General features: G+C 38.1%; 16 protein-coding genes and 1 pseudogene. All 17 read left to right on the plus strand.

Annotation, left to right across the window (positions count from 1 at the left end):
• Positions 1–44 precede the first annotated feature (44 nt).
• The 17 genes and pseudogenes from HBN42_RS05065 to HBN42_RS05145 all read left to right on the plus strand — a co-directional run bounded on the left by HBN42_RS05065 (position 45) and on the right by HBN42_RS05145 (position 19,008).
• Positions 45–491: a dUTP diphosphatase gene (locus HBN42_RS05065; protein WP_165993981.1), complete on the plus strand. Its 447-nt coding sequence runs from the start codon at positions 45–47 to the stop codon at positions 489–491.
• A gap of 57 nt (positions 492–548) precedes the next feature.
• Positions 549–1,910: a DNA repair protein RadA gene (gene radA / locus HBN42_RS05070; protein ID WP_165993982.1), complete on the plus strand. Its 1,362-nt coding sequence runs from the start codon at positions 549–551 to the stop codon at positions 1,908–1,910.
• A gap of 134 nt (positions 1,911–2,044) precedes the next feature.
• The gene (locus HBN42_RS05075; RefSeq protein ID WP_165993983.1) at positions 2,045–2,545 is read left to right on the plus strand and encodes a beta-class carbonic anhydrase; all 501 of its coding nucleotides are present in this window, start codon (positions 2,045–2,047) and stop codon (positions 2,543–2,545) included.
• Positions 2,546–2,656: 111 nt separating this feature from the next.
• Complete coding sequence (locus HBN42_RS05080; RefSeq protein ID WP_165993984.1) at positions 2,657–3,370, plus strand: TIGR00266 family protein; 714 nt, start codon at positions 2,657–2,659, stop codon at positions 3,368–3,370.
• A gap of 449 nt (positions 3,371–3,819) precedes the next feature.
• Positions 3,820–5,265, plus strand: coding sequence for a glutamate--tRNA ligase (gene gltX / locus HBN42_RS05085; protein WP_165993985.1), 1,446 nt, complete (start codon positions 3,820–3,822; stop codon positions 5,263–5,265).
• A gap of 552 nt (positions 5,266–5,817) precedes the next feature.
• Positions 5,818–6,600: pseudogene (locus HBN42_RS05090) on the plus strand (group II intron maturase-specific domain-containing protein).
• Positions 6,601–7,048: 448 nt separating this feature from the next.
• Complete coding sequence (locus tag HBN42_RS05095; protein ID WP_165993986.1) at positions 7,049–8,404, plus strand: GHKL domain-containing protein; 1,356 nt, start codon at positions 7,049–7,051, stop codon at positions 8,402–8,404.
• Positions 8,405–9,712, plus strand: a complete 1,308-nt coding sequence (locus HBN42_RS05100; protein WP_165993987.1) for a GHKL domain-containing protein — start codon at positions 8,405–8,407, stop codon at positions 9,710–9,712. It begins immediately after the preceding gene.
• Positions 9,713–9,718: 6 nt separating this feature from the next.
• Positions 9,719–10,456, plus strand: coding sequence for a response regulator transcription factor (locus HBN42_RS05105; RefSeq protein WP_165993988.1), 738 nt, complete (start codon positions 9,719–9,721; stop codon positions 10,454–10,456).
• Between the two features lie 524 nt (positions 10,457–10,980).
• Positions 10,981–11,340 (plus strand): ribonuclease P protein component, encoded by a 360-nt coding sequence (gene rnpA, locus HBN42_RS05110; protein ID WP_165993989.1) that lies wholly within the window; start codon positions 10,981–10,983, stop codon positions 11,338–11,340.
• Entirely contained in the window at positions 11,306–12,136 is an 831-nt protein-coding gene (locus HBN42_RS05115; protein ID WP_207927404.1) for a YidC/Oxa1 family membrane protein insertase, read from the plus strand. The genes rnpA and HBN42_RS05115 overlap by 35 nt, the downstream gene beginning before the upstream one ends.
• 10 nt (positions 12,137–12,146) lie before the next feature.
• Positions 12,147–13,058, plus strand: coding sequence for an RNA-binding cell elongation regulator Jag/EloR (gene jag, locus HBN42_RS05120; protein WP_165993991.1), 912 nt, complete (start codon positions 12,147–12,149; stop codon positions 13,056–13,058).
• Positions 13,059–13,952: 894 nt separating this feature from the next.
• On the plus strand, positions 13,953–14,087 hold the full coding sequence (gene rpmH / locus HBN42_RS05125; protein ID WP_000831903.1) for a 50S ribosomal protein L34: 135 nt from the start codon (positions 13,953–13,955) through the stop codon (positions 14,085–14,087).
• 267 nt (positions 14,088–14,354) lie between these two features.
• Positions 14,355–15,866 (plus strand): PTS transporter subunit EIIC, encoded by a 1,512-nt coding sequence (locus tag HBN42_RS05130; protein WP_165993992.1) that lies wholly within the window; start codon positions 14,355–14,357, stop codon positions 15,864–15,866.
• 102 nt (positions 15,867–15,968) lie between these two features.
• Positions 15,969–16,670 carry an N-acetylmannosamine-6-phosphate 2-epimerase gene (locus HBN42_RS05135; protein WP_165993993.1) on the plus strand — a complete coding sequence of 234 codons (702 nt, stop codon included), beginning with the start codon at positions 15,969–15,971 and terminating at the stop codon, positions 16,668–16,670.
• A 42-nt stretch (positions 16,671–16,712) separates the two neighbouring features.
• The gene (locus tag HBN42_RS05140) at positions 16,713–18,032 is read left to right on the plus strand and encodes an ABC transporter substrate-binding protein (RefSeq protein ID WP_165993994.1); all 1,320 of its coding nucleotides are present in this window, start codon (positions 16,713–16,715) and stop codon (positions 18,030–18,032) included.
• 88 nt (positions 18,033–18,120) lie between these two features.
• Complete coding sequence (locus tag HBN42_RS05145; RefSeq protein ID WP_328804286.1) at positions 18,121–19,008, plus strand: carbohydrate ABC transporter permease; 888 nt, start codon at positions 18,121–18,123, stop codon at positions 19,006–19,008.
• Positions 19,009–19,013 lie beyond the last annotated feature (5 nt).

A 19,013-nucleotide genomic window follows, 5' to 3' on the forward strand; every position in this document is an offset into this window, starting at 1 on the left:
TTATAATGAAGACATTGTATTAAGAATGAAAAGGAAGAAATAAAATGAAAATTCGTGGCTTTGAGTTAATTAGCGCATATGAAAAAGAAGCTCAGCTATTACCAAAGAGAGAAACAGCACATGCAGCTGGTTATGACTTGAAGGTTGCTGAAGAGATAACTATTGCAGCTGGTGATATTAAGCTTGTACCCACAGGAGTGAAGGCCTACATGCAGGCTGGGGAAGTCCTATTTTTATTTGACCGTTCGTCAAATCCCCGCAAGAAAGGTTTGGTATTGATTAATTCTGTCGGCGTCATTGATGGTGATTATTATAATAATGCAGGTAATGAAGGTCATATTTTTGCTCAGATGAAGAATGTGACTGATCAGTCCGTCACTTTAAAGGTGGGTGAAAGAATTGTTCAGGGTGTTTTTGTCCCTTATTTACTAGTAGATGGTGACCAGGCTGACGGGGTTCGCTCAGGTGGCTTTGGTAGTACAGGGCATTAATCATTGCTTGGCTCTTGCTTATTATGAAATGAAAGAAAATAAAGGTTAGTCAAATATATGGCAAAGAAAAAGGCAACATTTGTCTGTAAAGAATGTGGCTATCAGTCTCCAAAGTATCTGGGACGCTGTCCCAATTGTTCTGCATGGTCTTCCTTCGTTGAGGAAGTAGAAATCAAAGAAGTTAAAAATGCTCGCATCAGTTTGACAGGAGAGCGCTCCAAACCCCTCAAATTAAAAGATGTTGACAATATTTACTATTCTCGTACACAAACAGATATGGACGAGTTTAATCGTGTGCTTGGAGGGGGTGTTGTCCCTGGAAGTCTTATTCTGATCGGTGGGGATCCAGGTATCGGAAAGTCCACACTCTTGCTACAAGTTTCAACCCAATTAGCCAACAAGGGGGTCGTTTTGTATGTTTCTGGAGAAGAATCTGTAGAACAGATCAAGCTTAGAAGTGAACGACTGGGTGATATTGATAATGAATTTTATCTCTATGCAGAAACCAATATGCAAAATGTCAGAGCAGAAGTTGAAAAGATCCAACCGGACTTTTTAATCATTGACTCCATTCAAACTATTATGAGCCCTGATATTACGGGGGTTCAAGGATCAGTTAGTCAGGTTAGAGAAGTGACTGCTGAACTGATGCAACTTGCTAAAACCAATAATATTGCTACCTTTATCGTGGGACATGTTACCAAGGAAGGAACCCTAGCTGGGCCGCGTATGCTTGAGCATATGGTAGATACCGTTCTTTATTTTGAAGGTGAACGCCATCACACCTTCCGCATTTTAAGAGCTGTTAAAAATCGTTTCGGCTCGACAAATGAAATCGGCATCTTTGAAATGCAATCCGGTGGTTTGATCGAAGTTTTAAATCCTAGTCAGGTCTTTTTGGAAGAACGCTTGGCAGATGCCACAGGTTCAGCTATTGTGGTTACCATGGAAGGGAGTAGACCAATCCTTGCAGAAGTGCAAGCTCTGGTAACACCGACAGTCTTTGGCAACGCTCGGCGCACAACCACTGGCTTAGACTTCAATCGGGTTAGTCTCATTATGGCTGTCCTTGAAAAACGCTGTGGGCTCTTGCTCCAAAATCAGGATGCTTATTTGAAGGCGGCTGGTGGGGTTAAGCTTGATGAACCAGCCATAGACTTGGCAGTAGCGATAGCAATTGCCTCAAGTTATAAGGAAAGACCGACAGATCCGCAGACTGCTTTCTTGGGAGAGGTTGGTTTGACGGGTGAGTTGCGTCGCGTATCTCGGATCGAGCAACGTATTAATGAGGCTGCTAAATTAGGCTTTACCAAGATTTATGCTCCCAAAAATTCCCTGCAGGGAATTGATACTCCAAAAGGTATTGAGCTTATTGGCCTTGCAACCCTTGGTCAGGTTTTAAAAGCTGTTTTCTCCTGATTTCCTAGACAAAGAGTTAGTAATGAGCTGACAGGCTGGGACAAATTTCAGGTTCAATCATCTGACTTTTTGATAAATAAGTGGTAAGATTTGTAGACTTACAGTAATTATGAGATTGAAGATAAGGAGAGCTAATGTCCTATTTTGAAAAATTAATGTCTGCCAATAAAGCTTACGTTGAGCTACATGGCAAGGCGCATCTACCACTTAAACCCAAGACAAAGGTTGCTATCTTGACTTGTATGGATTCTCGTCTCCATGTTGCCCAGGCCTTGGGGCTAGCACTTGGAGATGCCCATATTCTAAGGAATGCTGGTGGAAGGGTCACAGAAGATATGATCAGATCATTGGCCATTTCCCAACAACAAATGGGAACCCGCGAAATTGTCGTCTTGCATCATACAGATTGCGGTGCCCAGACCTTTACCAATGAAAGTTTTGCTAGGCACTTAAAAGAAGAGTTAGATGTTGAAGCCTCTGACTTTGATTTTCTGCCCTTTGAAGATGTGGAAGAAAGTGTGCGTACAGACATAGCTCTCTTAAAGAATTCTCCATTTATCCCTGATGATGTTGAAATTAATGGGGCTGTTTATGACGTTGATACAGGTCGCATGACCCAGGTTTTTGAAAAATAAGAGAAGAAGCCTTAACAAAAAAGGTTTCTTTTTTGTGATCTCTATAGACATTTTTGACAAAAAGGAGCATACTCCCTGTATCATTTCATTAATACAAAAGGAGATCTAAAAATGGCAGATAATCGGATGACTTATAGTATTGATTCAAACATGCAATTCCCATTGGTAGAGGTAAGCTTGGAAGCTGGGGAATCCATTTACCTCCAGCCAGGAAGTATGGTTTATCATTCACCAGGGGTTCAATTAAATACAAAACTAAATGCTAAGGGATCAGGTTTGGGAAAACTTGTAGGAGCCATTGGTCGGTCTATGGTTTCAGGAGAATCAATGTTTATTACCCAGGCGGTTTCAACTTCTGATTCTTGTAAGATCGCCTTGGCACCTTCAGCGCCAGGACAAGTGCTTGCGCTTGATCTAGGAGAAGAGCAGTACCGTTTAAATGACGGCGCTTTTCTTGCCTTAGATGGCTCAGCTCAGTATAGTATGCAAAGACAAAGTGTTGGTAAGGCGGTCTTTGGTGGACAAGGAGGACTCTTTGTTATGTCTACACATGGACAAGGGACCTTGCTTGTTAATGCCTTTGGTTCCATCAAAAAAATTAGCCTGCACGATGAACAAATAACAATTGATAACGAACATGTTATTGCTTGGAGTCAGGATTTGCACTATGATATTCACTTAGAAAATGGTTTGATGCAATCTTTCGGAACAGGAGAAGGGATTGTTAATACCTTTGACGGAACAGGTGATATCTATGTGCAAAGTCTAAACATCAAAGAATTTGTCAGAGTTTTACAGCCTTATATTAAAACAGGTGGTAATTAAGCTGATAGTCCATTAGCCAAACAAGTGTCAATTCCTTGTAAGAATGAAGTTTGGACTTAGCTGAATTCCTCACTTGTTTACAATTTTTTTCAATGAATAGGACAAGGAGATTAGGGCTATGCTTAAACTGATCGGTATCTGGTTAATAAGCTTTTTCATACTGACTATTCTAGGGGTTATTGCTATAGGCATTAAGGATCAATTAAAAAAATAAAGGGTTTGAAAACAGACAAGAAAGGTAAAATAAGCCCTGCTTTTTCTATGAAATCGGATTTTATGGCTCAAGACCATAAAATATATTCTAAAGTATGCTATAATAGTGATGATTTCAATTGAAAGATTGAGTGCAATTATCAAAGTAAGATAAGCCAAAACAAGCTCAAGTAGGCCATTTGTTGCTTGTTTTTAGATGATTGTTATAACTTGTAAATTCTAAGAGGAGAACAGGAATGTCTAAACCAATTCGTGTGCGCTATGCACCAAGTCCAACTGGACTTTTACATATCGGTAATGCCCGTACCGCACTTTTCAATTATCTTTATGCCCGCCATCATGGTGGTGACTTTATTATCCGTATTGAAGATACTGACCGCAAACGTCATGTGGAAGACGGGGAACGATCACAGCTTGAAAATCTTAGATGGCTGGGTATGGATTGGGACGAAAGTCCAGAAACACATGGAAACTACCGTCAGTCTGAACGCCTAGAACTTTATCAAGAACATATTGACAGTTTGCTTGAAAAAGGCCTTGCCTACAAGTCCTATGTGACTGAAGAAGAATTGGCAGCTGAGCGTGAGCGTCAGGAAGCAGCTGGTGAAACGCCTCGTTACATCAATGAATTTATGGGAATGTCTGAAGCTGAAAAAGAAGCTTATATTTCTGAACGTGAAGCTCAAGGTATCATTCCAACCGTTCGTTTAAAAGTCAATGAAAAAGCCATTTACAAATGGACCGATATGGTTAAGGGTGACATTGAATTTGAAGGTGGCAATATCGGTGGTGATTGGGTTATCCAGAAAAAAGACGGCTACCCAACTTACAACTTTGCAGTGGTGGTTGATGACCATGATATGCAAATTTCTCATGTCATTCGAGGAGATGACCATATTGCCAATACGCCTAAACAGTTGATGGTCTATGAAGCACTTGGCTGGCAAGCACCAGAATTTGGTCATATGACCTTGATCATCAATTCAGAGACTGGGAAAAAATTGTCTAAACGTGATACCAATACCCTTCAATTTATTGAAGATTACCGTAAAAAAGGCTATCTTTCAGAAGCAGTCTTTAACTTCATTGCGCTTCTCGGTTGGAATCCTGGCGGTGAGGATGAAATCTTTTCTCGTGAGCAGTTAATTGACCTCTTTGATGAAAATCGTTTAAGCAAATCTCCAGCTGCCTTTGACCAAAAGAAAATGGATTGGATGAGCAACGAATACCTCAAGAATGCTGATTTTGAAATAGTATTTGCTCTTTGCAAACCTTTCTTGAAAGGAGCAGGGCGATTAAACGAAAAAGCAGAAAAACTAGTGGAACTTTATCAACCACAATTAAAATCAGCAGATGAAATTGTGCCACTGACTGACCTATTCTTCTCAGATTTCCCAGAATTAACAGAGGCTGAAAAAGAAGTGATGGCCGGCGAAACCGTGCCAACTGTTCTTAAAGCCTTTAAAGAAAAATTGGAAGCAATGACTGAGGAAGATTTCCAACCAGAAAATATTTTCCCACAAATCAAAGCTGTTCAAAAAGAAACAGGTATAAAGGGCAAGAACCTATTCATGCCAATCAGAATAGCTGTTTCAGGAGAAATGCATGGGCCAGATCTTCCTAACACTATCTATCTTTTAGGACGTGAAAAATCGATTGAGCATTTGAATAATATGTTGTAATGTGAAGCACTTTTGGATTTCCAAAAGTGCTTTTTAAGTACGACAGGCATGTTGTACATCTGAGGTGAGAGTCCTCCGTTGGCACCCGCTACCGGTGAACCCAATAGCGACCCCCAAGCCTGACTATCGTGAGGTAGCGGGGAAAGGAAGAGAGAGCGAAATCGTGGCTCTACGAATAGAAAGGTGATATCAAGGCCTATATAGCGGATGATGAGGCTTGAAACTCTAAAGTCCAAAAAGGTAGTCGTAACCTATAGTCGTAAATCATGAGAGTAAACGAGGAAAGATGTACACCTTATCCTGTGAGGTCTCATGAGCGTTCTAGACGTAGTAAGAATGAATCATGAGAAGTCAGCCGATGCCATAGTAGCGATGAAACTTCTGTAATGGAAGTAGAGTGAAGGGCTAAACAATTAACCGAAGGCTACCTACTTCACTTGTGTCTGTACAACTAGCGGTCTGATAGAACAGGGTGCGGTCGCGTATTGACTAGAGGAAAGTTCACTAATATAAGATGTCCCTCAGACACCGAAATAAGAAAGGAATACGCACATGTCAGAATTACTAGATAATATCCTATCTCGGTCCAATATGTTTGAAGCCTACAATCAAGTGAAAGCTAACAAAGGCTCAGCTGGAATTGATGGCATCACAATTGATGACATAGAAGACTATCTCCGCCAACACTGGCGACCAACCAAGGAATTGATAAAACAGAGGAAATACAAAGCTCAACCAGTCCTGCGAGTTGAAATCCCTAAACCCAATGGAGGCGTCCGTCAGCTTGGGATTCCGACAGTGATGGATAGGATAATCCAATATCAATATGACCAAGACCAAGATTGTGAGACCAGGTAAACTGAAGTATCTAGGATTTGGGTTCTGTAAGTCAGCAGAGGGGTGGAAAAGTCGTCCACATCAGACAGTGTACAGAGTTTCAAGAGAAAGCTCAAGAAACTTACCACACGCAAATGGAGTATTGACTTAGATAGCCGTATTGAGAAATTCAATTGGCTTATCCGTGGGTGGATAAACTATTTCTCACTAACCCATATGAAGACAGTGATGTCAGAAATAGATGAAAGGTTGAGGACACGAGTTAGGGTTATTATCTGGAAACAATGGAAGAAGAAATCTAAGCGACTTTGGGGACTTCTTAAATTAGGAGTTCCGAAATGGATAGCAGATAAAGTATCTGGATGGGGCGACCATTATCAATTAGTAGCTCAAAAGTCAGTTCTAAAACGAGCTATATAAAAATCAGTCCTCGCAAAACGGGGACTGATTTCTTGCTTGGATTACTACTTAGAACGACATGCGTTAAAAGTTAATTGAACCGCCGTGTGCCGAACGGCACGCACGGTGGTGTGAGAGGGGTTAGAAATTAGCCCCTACTCGATTCTTAAAAAAACAACAAAAAAACAAAACAAGTCCATTTAACAGAAACGTTTCTTTGTCTTAGAGGAGATCTTAAAGAGACAGGATTGGCAGCCCTAGCAGCAAGAAGAAAAAGGCCTTGTTGCCAGACTTGTCATGCTATTTTTCTATTTTTCGACAAAAAATAACTTTTGACATTTGACGCTATAACTTAGTGTGATAGACTTAAAAGGTCAAAAAGAAAGCTTCTGCTTCAATAGAGGATTTAAAAACCGCATTTCAATCAAGATCTTTATTTTTTTCTAAGATTTTGAGAAAAGTCAAAAGCATTCCTTTTTGTTATCAAATAGACTTACCCTTTCTAGGAAAAAATGTGCTAAAATAAAAAGGCTAGAAAGGATGACATATGGAACTATTTGGCTTTGTTTGTTTTTCCCTCTCAATTATCATTTATTATTGGTCAGAGATTCGGATTTTTTCGTTTTTATCAGATGTTCGTCTGCCGATTTGGAAGAAATTCTTTATTATTTCGGCAGCCATATTCTTGAACCAAGTTCATTTTTTGACCCCTTTACTAATTGATCCTTTCCTATTTCTATTAGTACTTGGACTTGAAAAAAGAAAATTGTTTTCCATTCAATCCTTCTTCTTAGCCTTTTTGCCAAGTGTTTTTATGGATCTGTTTTCCCGTTTTTTAATGACCAGTATTATTCCTTTCTTAGCCCCATCGCATTACATCAATTTAAATACGGCAGTCCTTAATATTCTGGCCTACCTCTTTGTTTATCCCTGTTTTGCCTTGATGAATTATATGGTTGGAAAGGAATATAAGCTTATCTTTTCATCAGGTCCCACCCAGAGGGCCACAAATTTCTATACCATTTTTTCTATTTTTATTATCACCTACTATGTGGATATTTTTTTGATTCTAGGCTTTGATGATCCCTTTTTACATTTTCTGCATTACAATGAACCAGCAGATACTGTCGCATCCTATCGTAGTCTTTTCTTAGTCTTAAACTTTCTTTTCCTGTTTTTGTTTTCTTATTTCAATCGCAAATCAAAAGCTTATCTAGAAAGTGAACTGAAAAAGGAGCAGGAGGACTACATCACCAATTTAGAGCTTTATGGCAATCATCTAGAACAGCTCTATAAAGATGTCAAATTGTTCCAGGAAGGCTATGTCAAATGCTTAAATCATTTAGGAGAAACCATTGAAAAAGGTGATATCAAAGGCATTCAGTCTCTGTATAATCAAATAGTAGAAAAGTCCAATATCTATTGGGACGACAAGCACTACAACATTTCAAAATTAAGTGTTATTGGGATTTCTCCCATCAAGAGTCTGCTTTCAGCTAAGATTATCGAAGCTGAGAAAGTAGGAATTGAAACTATGGTAGAGGTTCCTGATACCATTAGTGAATCTTTGATTCCAGAATTGGATCTGGTCTTACTCTTATCTATTTTTTGTGATAATGCTATTGAGGCCTGCTCAGAATTAGAAAATCCTAAGATAGCTCTTGCTTACTTCTTACTTGAAGGCAAGCATGTTTTTGTTGTGACAAACTCAACTAAGGAAGAAAAAATAAATATCTCAAAAATCTTTACAGAAGGCTATTCTTCCAAAGGAGATGCGCGTGGGATAGGACTATCCAATGCAAGATTAATTTTGCAGAAATACTCTCAAGTTACCTTACAAACTAAAAGTGAAAACTATACTTTTAGTCAAACCTTAACAATTTCACCATCAAAAGGAGTATAAATGGGCAAGATAGGAAGTGCTATGATCTTATATGCCATTATCTTCCTTGATATCTGGCTACTTTTTTCAAAGTCAACAGGTATTAAGTTGAAATGGTCTAAAATTTTCCTCATAGCCTTGGTATTTGTTAGTCTAAATATCGTCTTTAATTATAGTGTTCTTTGTAATCAACTATTATTTATTCTTTTAAGTTATTTTTACTTTTCAGACAGAAAATTTGCGGAGCATATTTTCTATGGCCTGTTTTCAAATGTACTGGTAGAGACCTTGGTTAGGCTGGTCATTTTCTTTTTTTTCCCAGTACTCTTGGGATATAAAATAGGAGAGATCTACCATAATAGCACCCTGCTGATCCTTTCATATCTTTTGGTCATCCCCTTTTTTACTTTTCTATCCTATGTTTTTAGTATTGATATCTCCTTGATTCGCTTTATCAATGAAGATATGATCAAAAAATGGGTTGTTTTCATGAATATTATCATGATATCCTACTTTTTTTCTGTACATATCATGGCCTACTTTGAAACAGACTATCATAGTCTCTACTACCAGTTTCGGCCAAAATTGATTCTAGCTTATTTACTGATTTTAATTTTTTTCATTCTGCGTTGGGATCGTTTTACCAAGGATCAGCTAGAAAAGAAACTCTTACTGGCTCAAAAAGAACGGACTGATAATCTGGAGAAGTATAATCACTATATTGAACAATTTTATAAGGATACCAGAGCCATTAAGCATGATTCAGAAAATATTATGATCAGTCTAAAAGATAGTGTTGATAGTGGTGACCTAAAAGAAATAGCTAGGGTCTATCAGACCGTCGTCAAGGAATCAGCAGCCCCAATCTTTAACCATGATTTAGGCTTTTGTGGCTTAGAAAACATCAAAGAATCTGTCATCAGAAGTCTCTTAAATTCTAAATTATTAGAGGCACAAAGCCAGGGGATTGATCTCTATATTGAAGTACCAGAAACAATAGAAGAGATTAACTTTAAATTACTGGATCTGGTGGTCGTTTTGTCTGTGCTTTTGGATACTGCTATCCACACAGCAACAGGAAGCATTAGACCCTTTATTTCCATTGCTTATTTTTATCAAGGGAATAAGCAGTGCTTTATCATTGAAAATAGTACGAAAATGAAGCAGGTTAAGATGGCAAAACTCTTCGACCAAAAGGTTGATAACAGTCATTACCTCAATCAAAAGAGTATTTCTCGCTTGACATCAATTTTGGAAACCTATCCCAATACCAATTTTTCAACACGTAGTAATCACTACCGCTTAAGACAAATATTAGAAATGTGGTGAGAACATATGAATATTTTTATCCTTGAAGATGATTTTATCCAGCAGACACGTATTGAGTCTGTTATCGAAGAGATACTGACAGAAAAAGACATTAGTTGTAGCCGTCTGGAAATTTATTCCAATCCTAACAAGTTATACGAAAGTGTTCAAGAAAAGGGAAATCACCAATTGTTCTTTTTAGATATTGAAATTAAAAATGAACGAAAAAGAGGACTTGAACTAGCTTCGGACATTAGACAGTTAGACCCCAATGCGATTATTGTCTTTGTGACCACACACTCTGAGTTGGCTCCCATTTCTTTTAAATATAAGGTCTCTGCCTTAGACTTTATTGATAAGTCTGTTGATAAGGAGCAATTCAAAGAACAGATTGCTGACTGTATCGCCTACACCTACGAAACGATGACCAAGCATGAGCCAGAGGACCTGTTCATGTTTGAAACCTCGCAAACCAAGCTGCGCCTACCCTTTAAAGATATTTTATATTTTGCTACCTCTTCTACCCCACATAAAGTTTGTTTATGGACACAAACAGAGCGTTTGGAATTTTACGGAAATCTTTCAGAAATCCATGATGTAGCTCCAAAACTGTTCATGTGTCACCGTTCCTATTTGATAAACCTTGAGAATGTTGTTAGAATTGATAAATTTAATCAAATGGTCTACTTTGAAAATGGGGATTCTTGCTTGGTATCTCGTCTTAAAATGAAAACTTTAATTGAAAAGTGGGAGATACTGCAATAATTTGAAAAAATCTTACATTTTAGGATGAAAAACGAACATTTCAGGAAAAAATCAGCTTTGAAGTAAAATTTCAGTTATAATCATATGTATAAATAAAGACCTCACACGTTTCAGCTGTAAGGAGGGTCAATCCCCAACTCAATCAAAATATTGTTTTCTCTCTCTCTCCATAAACAAATAGTATTTTTGATATGATCGCTCACTTTACTGATCGTGATTTCAGTTGTCTTTGTTTGGATATCATTTTAACTGAGATTTTTCAGTTAAGTGGCCCAGTTTAGTCTGGGTCTTTTTTGTGAGATTTTTAGGCTTGCAGTATGACAATTAAAAACAGTCTAATCTGCCCTGCCTTATAAGTAAGAGCAGAAGGCCCCAATTCTAGCTTCTAAGAGACTTATTGTGCATCCATTTAAAAGTAGGCAAAGGGACTTCTTGATCTGCTTTAGGGCCTAAATCTGTAAAGCTTGAGGCTTTTTCCTATTTTGTGGTATAATGGTGATAATTTAGATAGTTGGAGTTAAATTTTGAAAAAATCCTATCGTGTGAAGCGAGAGAAAGACTTTCAAGCTGTTTTTGATAAGGGTGAAAGTACGGCAAATCGAAAATTTGTCATCTATTTTTTAGAAAAAGAACAAGATCATTTTCGAGTAGGCATTTCTGTCGGAAAAAGAATTGGAAATGCAGTGACCAGAAATGCTGTCAAACGTAAGATAAGACACGTCTTAATGGAATTTACTGATCATCTTAAGCAAGATGATTTTGTTGTTATTGCCCGTAAAGGTGTTGAGGATCTCGATTATCAGCAAGTCAAGCAGAATCTACAACATGTCTTAAAATTAGCCAATTTACTTGAGAAAGGTTTTGAAAGTGAAGAAAAACATTAAAATAGTAAGTCTCCTCCCACTGGTTCTATTCCTTGCGGCATGTGGTCGTGGTCAAGTCGGACCCAACTCATCAAATGGATGGGAACAATTGGTCTATTTTTTTGCCAAAGCTATTAAGTGGATGTCTCTTAATGGATCAATTGGAATTGGGATCATCCTTTTCACCCTCTTGATTCGTCTTTTATTGATGCCCCTTTTCAACATGCAAATCAAATCAAGCCAAAAAATGCAAGATTTGCAACCAGAGTTGAAAAAACTACAGAAAAAATATCCTGGCAAAGATAATGCAAGTCGCATGGCCTTGGCAGAAGAAAGTCAAGCACTCTATAAAGAACAAGGTGTCAACCCTTATGCTAGCTTGTTGCCGCTGCTGATTCAGATGCCAGTGATGATTGCCCTTTACCAGGCCTTGATTAGGGTACCCTTCTTAAGAACAGGGACATTTTTATGGGTAGAGCTAGCGCACCATGATAAACTGTTCATCCTACCTGTCCTTGCTGCGGTCTTTACTTTCTTATCAACCTATTTAACCAATATGGCTGCCAAAGAAAAAAATATGATGATGACCATTATGATTTATGTTATGCCTTTGATGATTTTCTTTATGGGCTTCAATTTAGCCAGTGGGGTTGTCTTGTATTGGACAGTTTCAAATGCCTTCCAAGTTCTTCAGTTATTATTGTTAAATAATCCTTTCAAGATTATCGAAGAAAGAAATCGTCTAGCCCAAGAAGAAAAAGAGCGTCGTGCCAGAGAGAAACGAGCTCGTAAAAAAGCATTAAAACAAAGAAAATAGGAGTAAAGTTATGGTATTGTTTACAGGTAAAACTGTTGAAGAGGCTATTGAGAAAGGCCTAGAAGAACTTCAGCTACCGCGTTTAAAAGCTCATATTAAGGTTATTTCAAAAGAGAAAAAGGGTTTCTTAGGTTTTGGTAAGAAGCTGGCTCAGGTTGATATTGAAGGCATCAATGAAAAGACAGTCTACAAAGCTGATAAGAAGGCGACTCGCGGAGTACCTGAAGAAATTAATAAGCAAAATGCACCTGTCCGTAAACCAGATACAATGAAAGACAATCCTCTTAATCCTTCTCCAAGTAAGGTAAAAGAAGAAACTGAACAAAGGGAAAACATCACTATTAGTGAGCAAAGCCAGCCCCTGGCAGAAAGTACAGAAAAAGAGTCTGATAAAGCAGAGATGCTAAAAGAAGACGCTTTTGAAGAATTTGTCGCTAAGGAATTCTCTGAAGATACTTATAGCCAGGATATCAAAAAAGCAACAGAAGAAGTTTCTGACTATATCACAAAGATCATTTATGAAATGGACATTGAGGCTAGTATTGAAGCTACCTATAATCGCAGACAAATTAACCTTCAAGTGGAGACACAAGAAGCAGGACGTGTCATCGGCTATCACGGAAAGGTTTTGAAATCCTTACAGTTATTGGCTCAAAACTTCCTTCATGATCGTTATTCAAAGAATTTTGCAGTTTCAGTTAATGTCCATGACTATGTTGAACACAGAACAGAAATATTAATTGACTTCACTCAAAAAATTGCTAATCGTGTTTTAGAAAGCAAAGAGAACTACATTATGGATCCTATGAGTAACAGTGAACGAAAAATCGTTCATCAGACTGTTTCAACCATCGAGGGAGTGATGAGCTTCTCAGAAGGCAATGATCCAAACCGCTACGTGGTTGTTAGTTTAGCAGATTAATAAAAAAGATAAGTCGTCATCTTATCTCAGGTTGAAGAGAAACAGGTTGTCATACCTGTTTCTCTTTTCTTTTGCCCTCAATTTCTAGTTTAGGGAGTTTTACCTAGTTGATTCTTAATCCAATCTTGAGAGTCTTGTCTTGATAGAGTACTAGTGTATCAGTCAAATGGCTAATATTAGCATGGTATATCAAGTGGAACTTTTAAAAATAGGGTTAGAAAGAACTTATAGTCTTTCTTGGATGAGCCTCTTGACTCGCAGTTTTAACCTCTTATCTAAGAAGTGGTTACAAGGGGGAATTTCCTTGATAAGATAAGTTTGTAAGAAGGAATCTTGCCAAATTGTCTGTGATTTGGGATAGACCAGAGGTCTCCTCTTACAAGTGATAAAAAGAAAAGGGATGGTCAAGAAACATGTTAGATCCAGTTTTTCTTATTTTATATTGCCTTATTTTGTTGTATATCGTGATTGATTGTAGTTTACGTAAAGATTATCAACAGTTAGGTTCCTACACTGTATTTTTAATCTTTTATCAGTTATCAGTTGGTTCTGAGAATATTCCGGACTTAATATTTTTCTTCTCTTCTTATTTTTGGTGATTTATTATGAAAATAGAAAAAACTAGAAGAGCAGTTTAGGAATCGTTTAAGACAGATTTATCAGTAATAGTATGGGACCTTCTTTTGAACCCATAATAAAGGATAGTTTAAGATTAAGCTCCGTTTTCTTAATTTTATAAGATATTGACTCATCTCAAAATTCTAGACACATAGATATTTTAAATTTATCTTGACATAGGCTCTCAGATATTATAGAATATTATGGTATGTTTAGTAACTGATATCACAAATAGCCGGCTAAACGAATACGAAAATCTATGAGGAGGTATTCACTGTGAAACGTACTTATCAACCAAGTAAAATCCGTCGTCAACGTAAACACGGATTCCGTCACCGTATGTCAACAAAGAACGGTCGTCGCGTGCTAGCTAGCCGTCGTCGTAAGGGACGTAAAGTATTATCCGCTTAATAGCAAGAATACAAATAAAATGAACCAGGAGTGCTCGAGACTCTTGGTTTTTTTCTATGTTGAAAATAGTTTCGAAATAAGCCCATTTTCTAGTTTTTTTGAATGTAATTTCTAAATAGGGCAATGGTATTGAAAACGCTTTTAAAGTTGTTATAATAATCACTATAAAAGGTCACTTCGTAAAAGAAATGGCAGCATAAGAGTCAGAACCAGATCCTATCCATCAGGTCAGCTCTTAAAGGGTGGTTAAAGGAGAATAGAAATAAAATGGATTTTAAAAAGTTTTCGAAACTGGGACAAGCCTTCATGCTCCCCATCTCAATCTTACCTGTTGCAGGTCTCTTATTGGGAATTGGCGGAGCCCTATCAAATACCAATGCCATAGCTCAGTTTCCCATTTTAAATCAAGGTTGGTTACAGGCTGTCTTCACTATCATGAGCACAGCAGGAAATGCTGTTTTTGCCAATATTGCTCTTATTTTTGCCATTGGTGTGGCAGTTGGTTTAGCAGAAGCAGATAAGGGAACTGCAAGCCTCTCTGCAGCTGTAGCCTATCTTGTTTTCACTGCAACCCTTAGTGGTTATTTAAGCCTCTTTGCTGCCAAGGACGCTAAAATTGATACGGGTGTTCTGGGAGCTTTGGTCATTGGATTGGTCGTTACCAAACTTCACAATAAATACAGGAAAATTGAATTACCAGCCTTTTTAGGCTTCTTTGGAGGATCCCGCTTTATCCCCATTGTTTCTTCCTTGGCTGCCATTGCCATTGCTAGTATCTTCTACATCATCTGGCCACCAGTTCAAGATGTCTTGGTCATGCTAGGTGAAAAGATTGCTGTTATGGGTAGCTTTGGAACCTTCTTATATGGTTTCTTTCTAAGGTTAACAGGGGCAGTAGGATTACATCACACCATTTATCCTATGTTTTGGTATACCTCCCTAGGAGGTAGTGAAATTGTTGCAGGCAAGACAATAGAAGGGGCACAAAATATCTTCTTTGCCCAGTTAGCAGATTCGCATCATATGGGCTTATTTACCTATGGCACACGATTCTTTGCAGGACGTTTTGCCACAATGATGTTTGGTTTGCCAGCAGCCTGTCTAGCCATGTATCATAGCATCCCTAAGAGCAACCGTAAAAAAGTAGGAAGTTTCTATTCAAGTAGTGCTTTAACATCCTTATTGACAGGGATTACAGAACCTATTGAATTTTCATTCTTATTTGTCGCACCCTGGCTTTATGTTGTGCATGCCTTTTTAGATGGCTGCTCCTTTCTTGTAGCAGATTTACTACAGATTCGGATTGGTAATTCCTTTTCTGGTGGCTTCATAGATTTCCTTATATTTGGCGTCCTACAAGGGAATGCTCATACTAATTGGCTCTTAGTTTTGCCAGTTGGAATAGCCTGGTTCTTCATTTATTATGCTGTCTTTAGATTTTGTGTTCGCCAATTCCATGTCCTTGTTCCAGGGATGGAATTGGCAGGACCTACTGACAGTCAGGAACCTGTAGAAATAGTAAAAACAGGAAGTCTCCGTGACAAATCCCTTATTATTATTGAAGCATTAGGTACAAGCACTAATATTGAAGATGTTAGCGCCTGTGCGACGCGTTTACGTGTTTCTTTAAAAGATAGTTCAATCGTTGACAAGGAAATCCTAAAATCCATGGGAGCCACAGCCGTTTTAGATGTGAAAAATGGTATTCAAGCTATCTATGGTGGCAAAGCCATATTATATAGTCAAGAAATTAATCAAATATTGGGAAAAGAAGAATAAAAAGCTCTAAGAAGAATTGCAGGGCTCTTCCAGAAGAACAAAAGCAAGTTACTGGAGAGAATGACCTCTCTATAGCTAAAATGAAAGAAAGGAAGTAGATAGATGCCTGACATCAGTAAAGAAAAACTCTTAGAATCACTAAAGGGAGGAATTATTGTTTCCTGCCAGGCCCTTCCAGGGGAACCCTTATATAGTGAAAATGGCGGTGTGATGCCTCTAATGGCCAAGGCAGCTGAACAAGCAGGCGCTGTTGGTATCAGAGCAAACTCTGTTAGAGATATCAAAGAAATAAAAGCCATCTGTCAGCTGCCCATTATTGGTATTATCAAAAAAGATTATCCCCCTCAAGAGCCCTTTATTACAGCGACAATGGCAGAAGTTGATCAGTTAGCTGCATTAGATATAGAGGTTATTGCTTTTGACTGTACAAAGCGAAAAAGGCATGATGGTTTAGAGATAAGTGACTTTATCAAAAAGATTAAAGCCAAATACCCTAAGCAGCTTCTAATGGCAGATATCAGTACCTATGAAGAAGGTATAAATGCCTATGAGGCAGGAGTTGATTTCGTTGGAACAACACTTTCTGGTTACACTTCCTATAGTCGTCAAGAAGAAGGCCCTGACTTTGAGCTGATCAAAAGGCTATGTCAGGCAGGAGTATCTGTTATCGCTGAAGGGAAAATGCACAGACCAGAAGATGCTAAGAAAATAAATGATCTGGGAGTGGCAAGTATTGTTATTGGTGGTGCCATTACTAGGCCAAAAGAAATAGCAGAGCGGTTTATCGAAGCCGTGAACCACTAATTTTAGGATGTTAAAAAATAAAAATCTTAAAGGAGATTTAATATGAAAATGAAGAAACTAGCTTCATTGGCCATGCTTGGTGCATCAGTCCTGGCCTTAGCTGCTTGTGGGAACGGTAATAAAGGAAACAGTGCCAACAAGTCAGGATCATCTGCAAAAACTGAGATTACTTGGTGGGCTTTCCCAGTTTTTACCCAAGAAAAATCAGAAGATGGTGTGGGAACCTATGAGAAAAAAATCATTTCAGCCTTTGAAAAAGCTCATCCAGATATAAAGGTTAATCTAGAAACTATTGACTTTACCTCTGGACCAGAAAAAATAACAACAGCCATTGAAGCAGGGACAGCTCCAGATGTTCTTTTTGATGCCCCTGGACGCATTATCCAATATGGAAAAAATGGAAAACTAGCAAAACTGAACGATCTCTTCAGCAAAGACTTTGAGAAAGATGTCAAGAATGAAAAATTAATTCAGGCCTCAAAAGCTGGAGATACAGCCTATATGTATCCTATTAGCTCTGCACCTTTCTATATGGCGCTCAATAAGAAAATGCTTAAAGAAGCAGGTGTATTAGATCTTGTCAAAGAAGGTTGGACAACTGATGACTTTGAAAAAGTGCTAAAGGCCTTAAAAGATAAGGGCTATCATCCTGGTTCATTCTTTGCTAATGGGCAGGGCGGAGACCAAGGAACACGTGCCTTCTTTGCAAATCTCTATAGCAGTAAAATCACAGATGAAAAAGTGACCAAGTACACGACTGACGATGCCAATTCTGTTAAATCATTGAAGAAAATTACAGAGTGGATCAAGGATGGTTTGATGATGAATGGATCTCAGTATGATGGCTCAGCAGATATTCAAAACTTTGCCAATGGCCAAACTTCCTTTACTATTCTCTGGGCACCTGCTCAACCTGGTATCCAAGCCAAATTATTGGAAGCAAGTAAGGTAGAATACCTTGAAATTCCTTTCCCATCAGAAGATGGCAAAGCAGAATTAGAGTACCTAGTCAATGGCTTTGCTGTTTTCAACAATAAGGATGATAAAAAAGTTGAAGCTTCTAAGAAGTTTATTCAGTTTATTGCTGATGACAAAGAATGGGGGCCTAAAAACGTTGTACGTACCGGCGCATTCCCAGTTAGAAGTTCCTTTGGAGCCCTCTATAAAGATAAACGTATGGAAAAGATTTCCTCTTGGACTAAATATTATTCTCCATACTATAATACCATCGATGGTTTTGCCGAAATGAGAACCCTATGGTTCCCAATGATTCAATCTGTCTCAAATGGCGATGAAAAACCTGAAAAAGCTCTAAAAACTTTTACAGAAAAAGCTAATGAGACAATAAAAAAAGCACAATAACTTTAAGTTGAATTGAGTTCCTTTTCACTACATAATACTTATGTTTTTGAGAGGGAGCCTTTCCCTGTAGGAAAAAGAGGTATTGTTTGTGAATGTCAATAAATTAAAAATGAGAGAAACCCTCATCTCATACATTTTTCTTGCCCCAGTTCTAGTCTTTTTTATCGTTTTTGTCCTCATTCCTATGATAATGGGCTTTGTTACTAGTTTTTTTGATTATTCCATGACAAAGTTCACCTTTATTGGCTTAGCCAATTATTCTAGAATGTTTCATGATACCATCTTCATTAAATCCTTAATCAATACACTAATCATCGTTATTGGTTCTGTTCCTGTGGTGGTCTTCTTTTCCTTATTTGTAGCCACAAAAACCTACAATAAGAATGTTTTTGCCAGATCATTTTATCGAGCAGTTTTCTTCCTACCAGTCGTTACAGGTAGTGTAGCAGTAACCGTTGTGTGGAAATGGATTTATGATCCCATGTCAGGTATTTTGAACTATGTACTGAAATATGGTCATGTGATTGAGCAAAACATTAGCTGGCTGGGTGATAAGCATTGGGCTCTCTTAGCTATTATTGTCATCTTGTTAACCACATCTGTTGGTCAACCTATTATTTTATACATTGCTGCCATGGGTAATATTGATGAATCTCTCTGCGAAGCAGCGCGAGTGGATGGAGCTACAGAATTTCAAGTTTTTTGGAATATCAAATGGCCGAGCTTATTACCGACAACCCTCTATATAGCTGTCATTACCACTATCAATTCATTCCAATGTTTTGCCCTCATACAACTCTTGACATCTGGTGGACCAAATTATTCAACCAGTACACTCATGTATTACCTATATGAGAAGGCCTTTAAACTATCAGAATATGGCTATGCTAACACCATAGGGGTCTTTCTGGCTGTGATGATTGCCATTATTAGTTTTGCCCAATTCAAAATTTTGGGTAATGAAGTAGATTACTAAAGGAG

The sequence above is a fragment of the Streptococcus catagoni genome (assembly GCF_011421425.1).
GTDB classification, from domain to species: Bacteria; Bacillota; Bacilli; order Lactobacillales; family Streptococcaceae; genus Streptococcus; species Streptococcus catagoni.

Excerpts from the sequence above, each read along its gene's own strand:
- gltX (WP_165993985.1), top strand. The coding sequence starts at position 3,820 with ATGTCTAAACCAATTCGTGTGCGCTATGCACCAAGTCCAACTGGACTT.
- radA (WP_165993982.1), top strand. The coding sequence starts at position 549 with ATGGCAAAGAAAAAGGCAACATTTGTCTGTAAAGAATGTGGCTATCAG.
- HBN42_RS05130 (WP_165993992.1), top strand. The coding sequence starts at position 14,355 with ATGGATTTTAAAAAGTTTTCGAAACTGGGACAAGCCTTCATGCTCCCC.
- HBN42_RS05095 (WP_165993986.1), top strand. The coding sequence starts at position 7,049 with ATGGAACTATTTGGCTTTGTTTGTTTTTCCCTCTCAATTATCATTTAT.
- HBN42_RS05080 (WP_165993984.1), top strand. The coding sequence starts at position 2,657 with ATGGCAGATAATCGGATGACTTATAGTATTGATTCAAACATGCAATTC.
- HBN42_RS05140 (WP_165993994.1), top strand. The coding sequence starts at position 16,713 with ATGAAAATGAAGAAACTAGCTTCATTGGCCATGCTTGGTGCATCAGTC.
- HBN42_RS05065 (WP_165993981.1), top strand. The coding sequence starts at position 45 with ATGAAAATTCGTGGCTTTGAGTTAATTAGCGCATATGAAAAAGAAGCT.
- HBN42_RS05105 (WP_165993988.1), top strand. The coding sequence starts at position 9,719 with ATGAATATTTTTATCCTTGAAGATGATTTTATCCAGCAGACACGTATT.
- HBN42_RS05100 (WP_165993987.1), top strand. The coding sequence starts at position 8,405 with ATGGGCAAGATAGGAAGTGCTATGATCTTATATGCCATTATCTTCCTT.
- jag (WP_165993991.1), top strand. The coding sequence starts at position 12,147 with ATGGTATTGTTTACAGGTAAAACTGTTGAAGAGGCTATTGAGAAAGGC.
- HBN42_RS05135 (WP_165993993.1), top strand. The coding sequence starts at position 15,969 with ATGCCTGACATCAGTAAAGAAAAACTCTTAGAATCACTAAAGGGAGGA.
- HBN42_RS05075 (WP_165993983.1), top strand. The coding sequence starts at position 2,045 with ATGTCCTATTTTGAAAAATTAATGTCTGCCAATAAAGCTTACGTTGAG.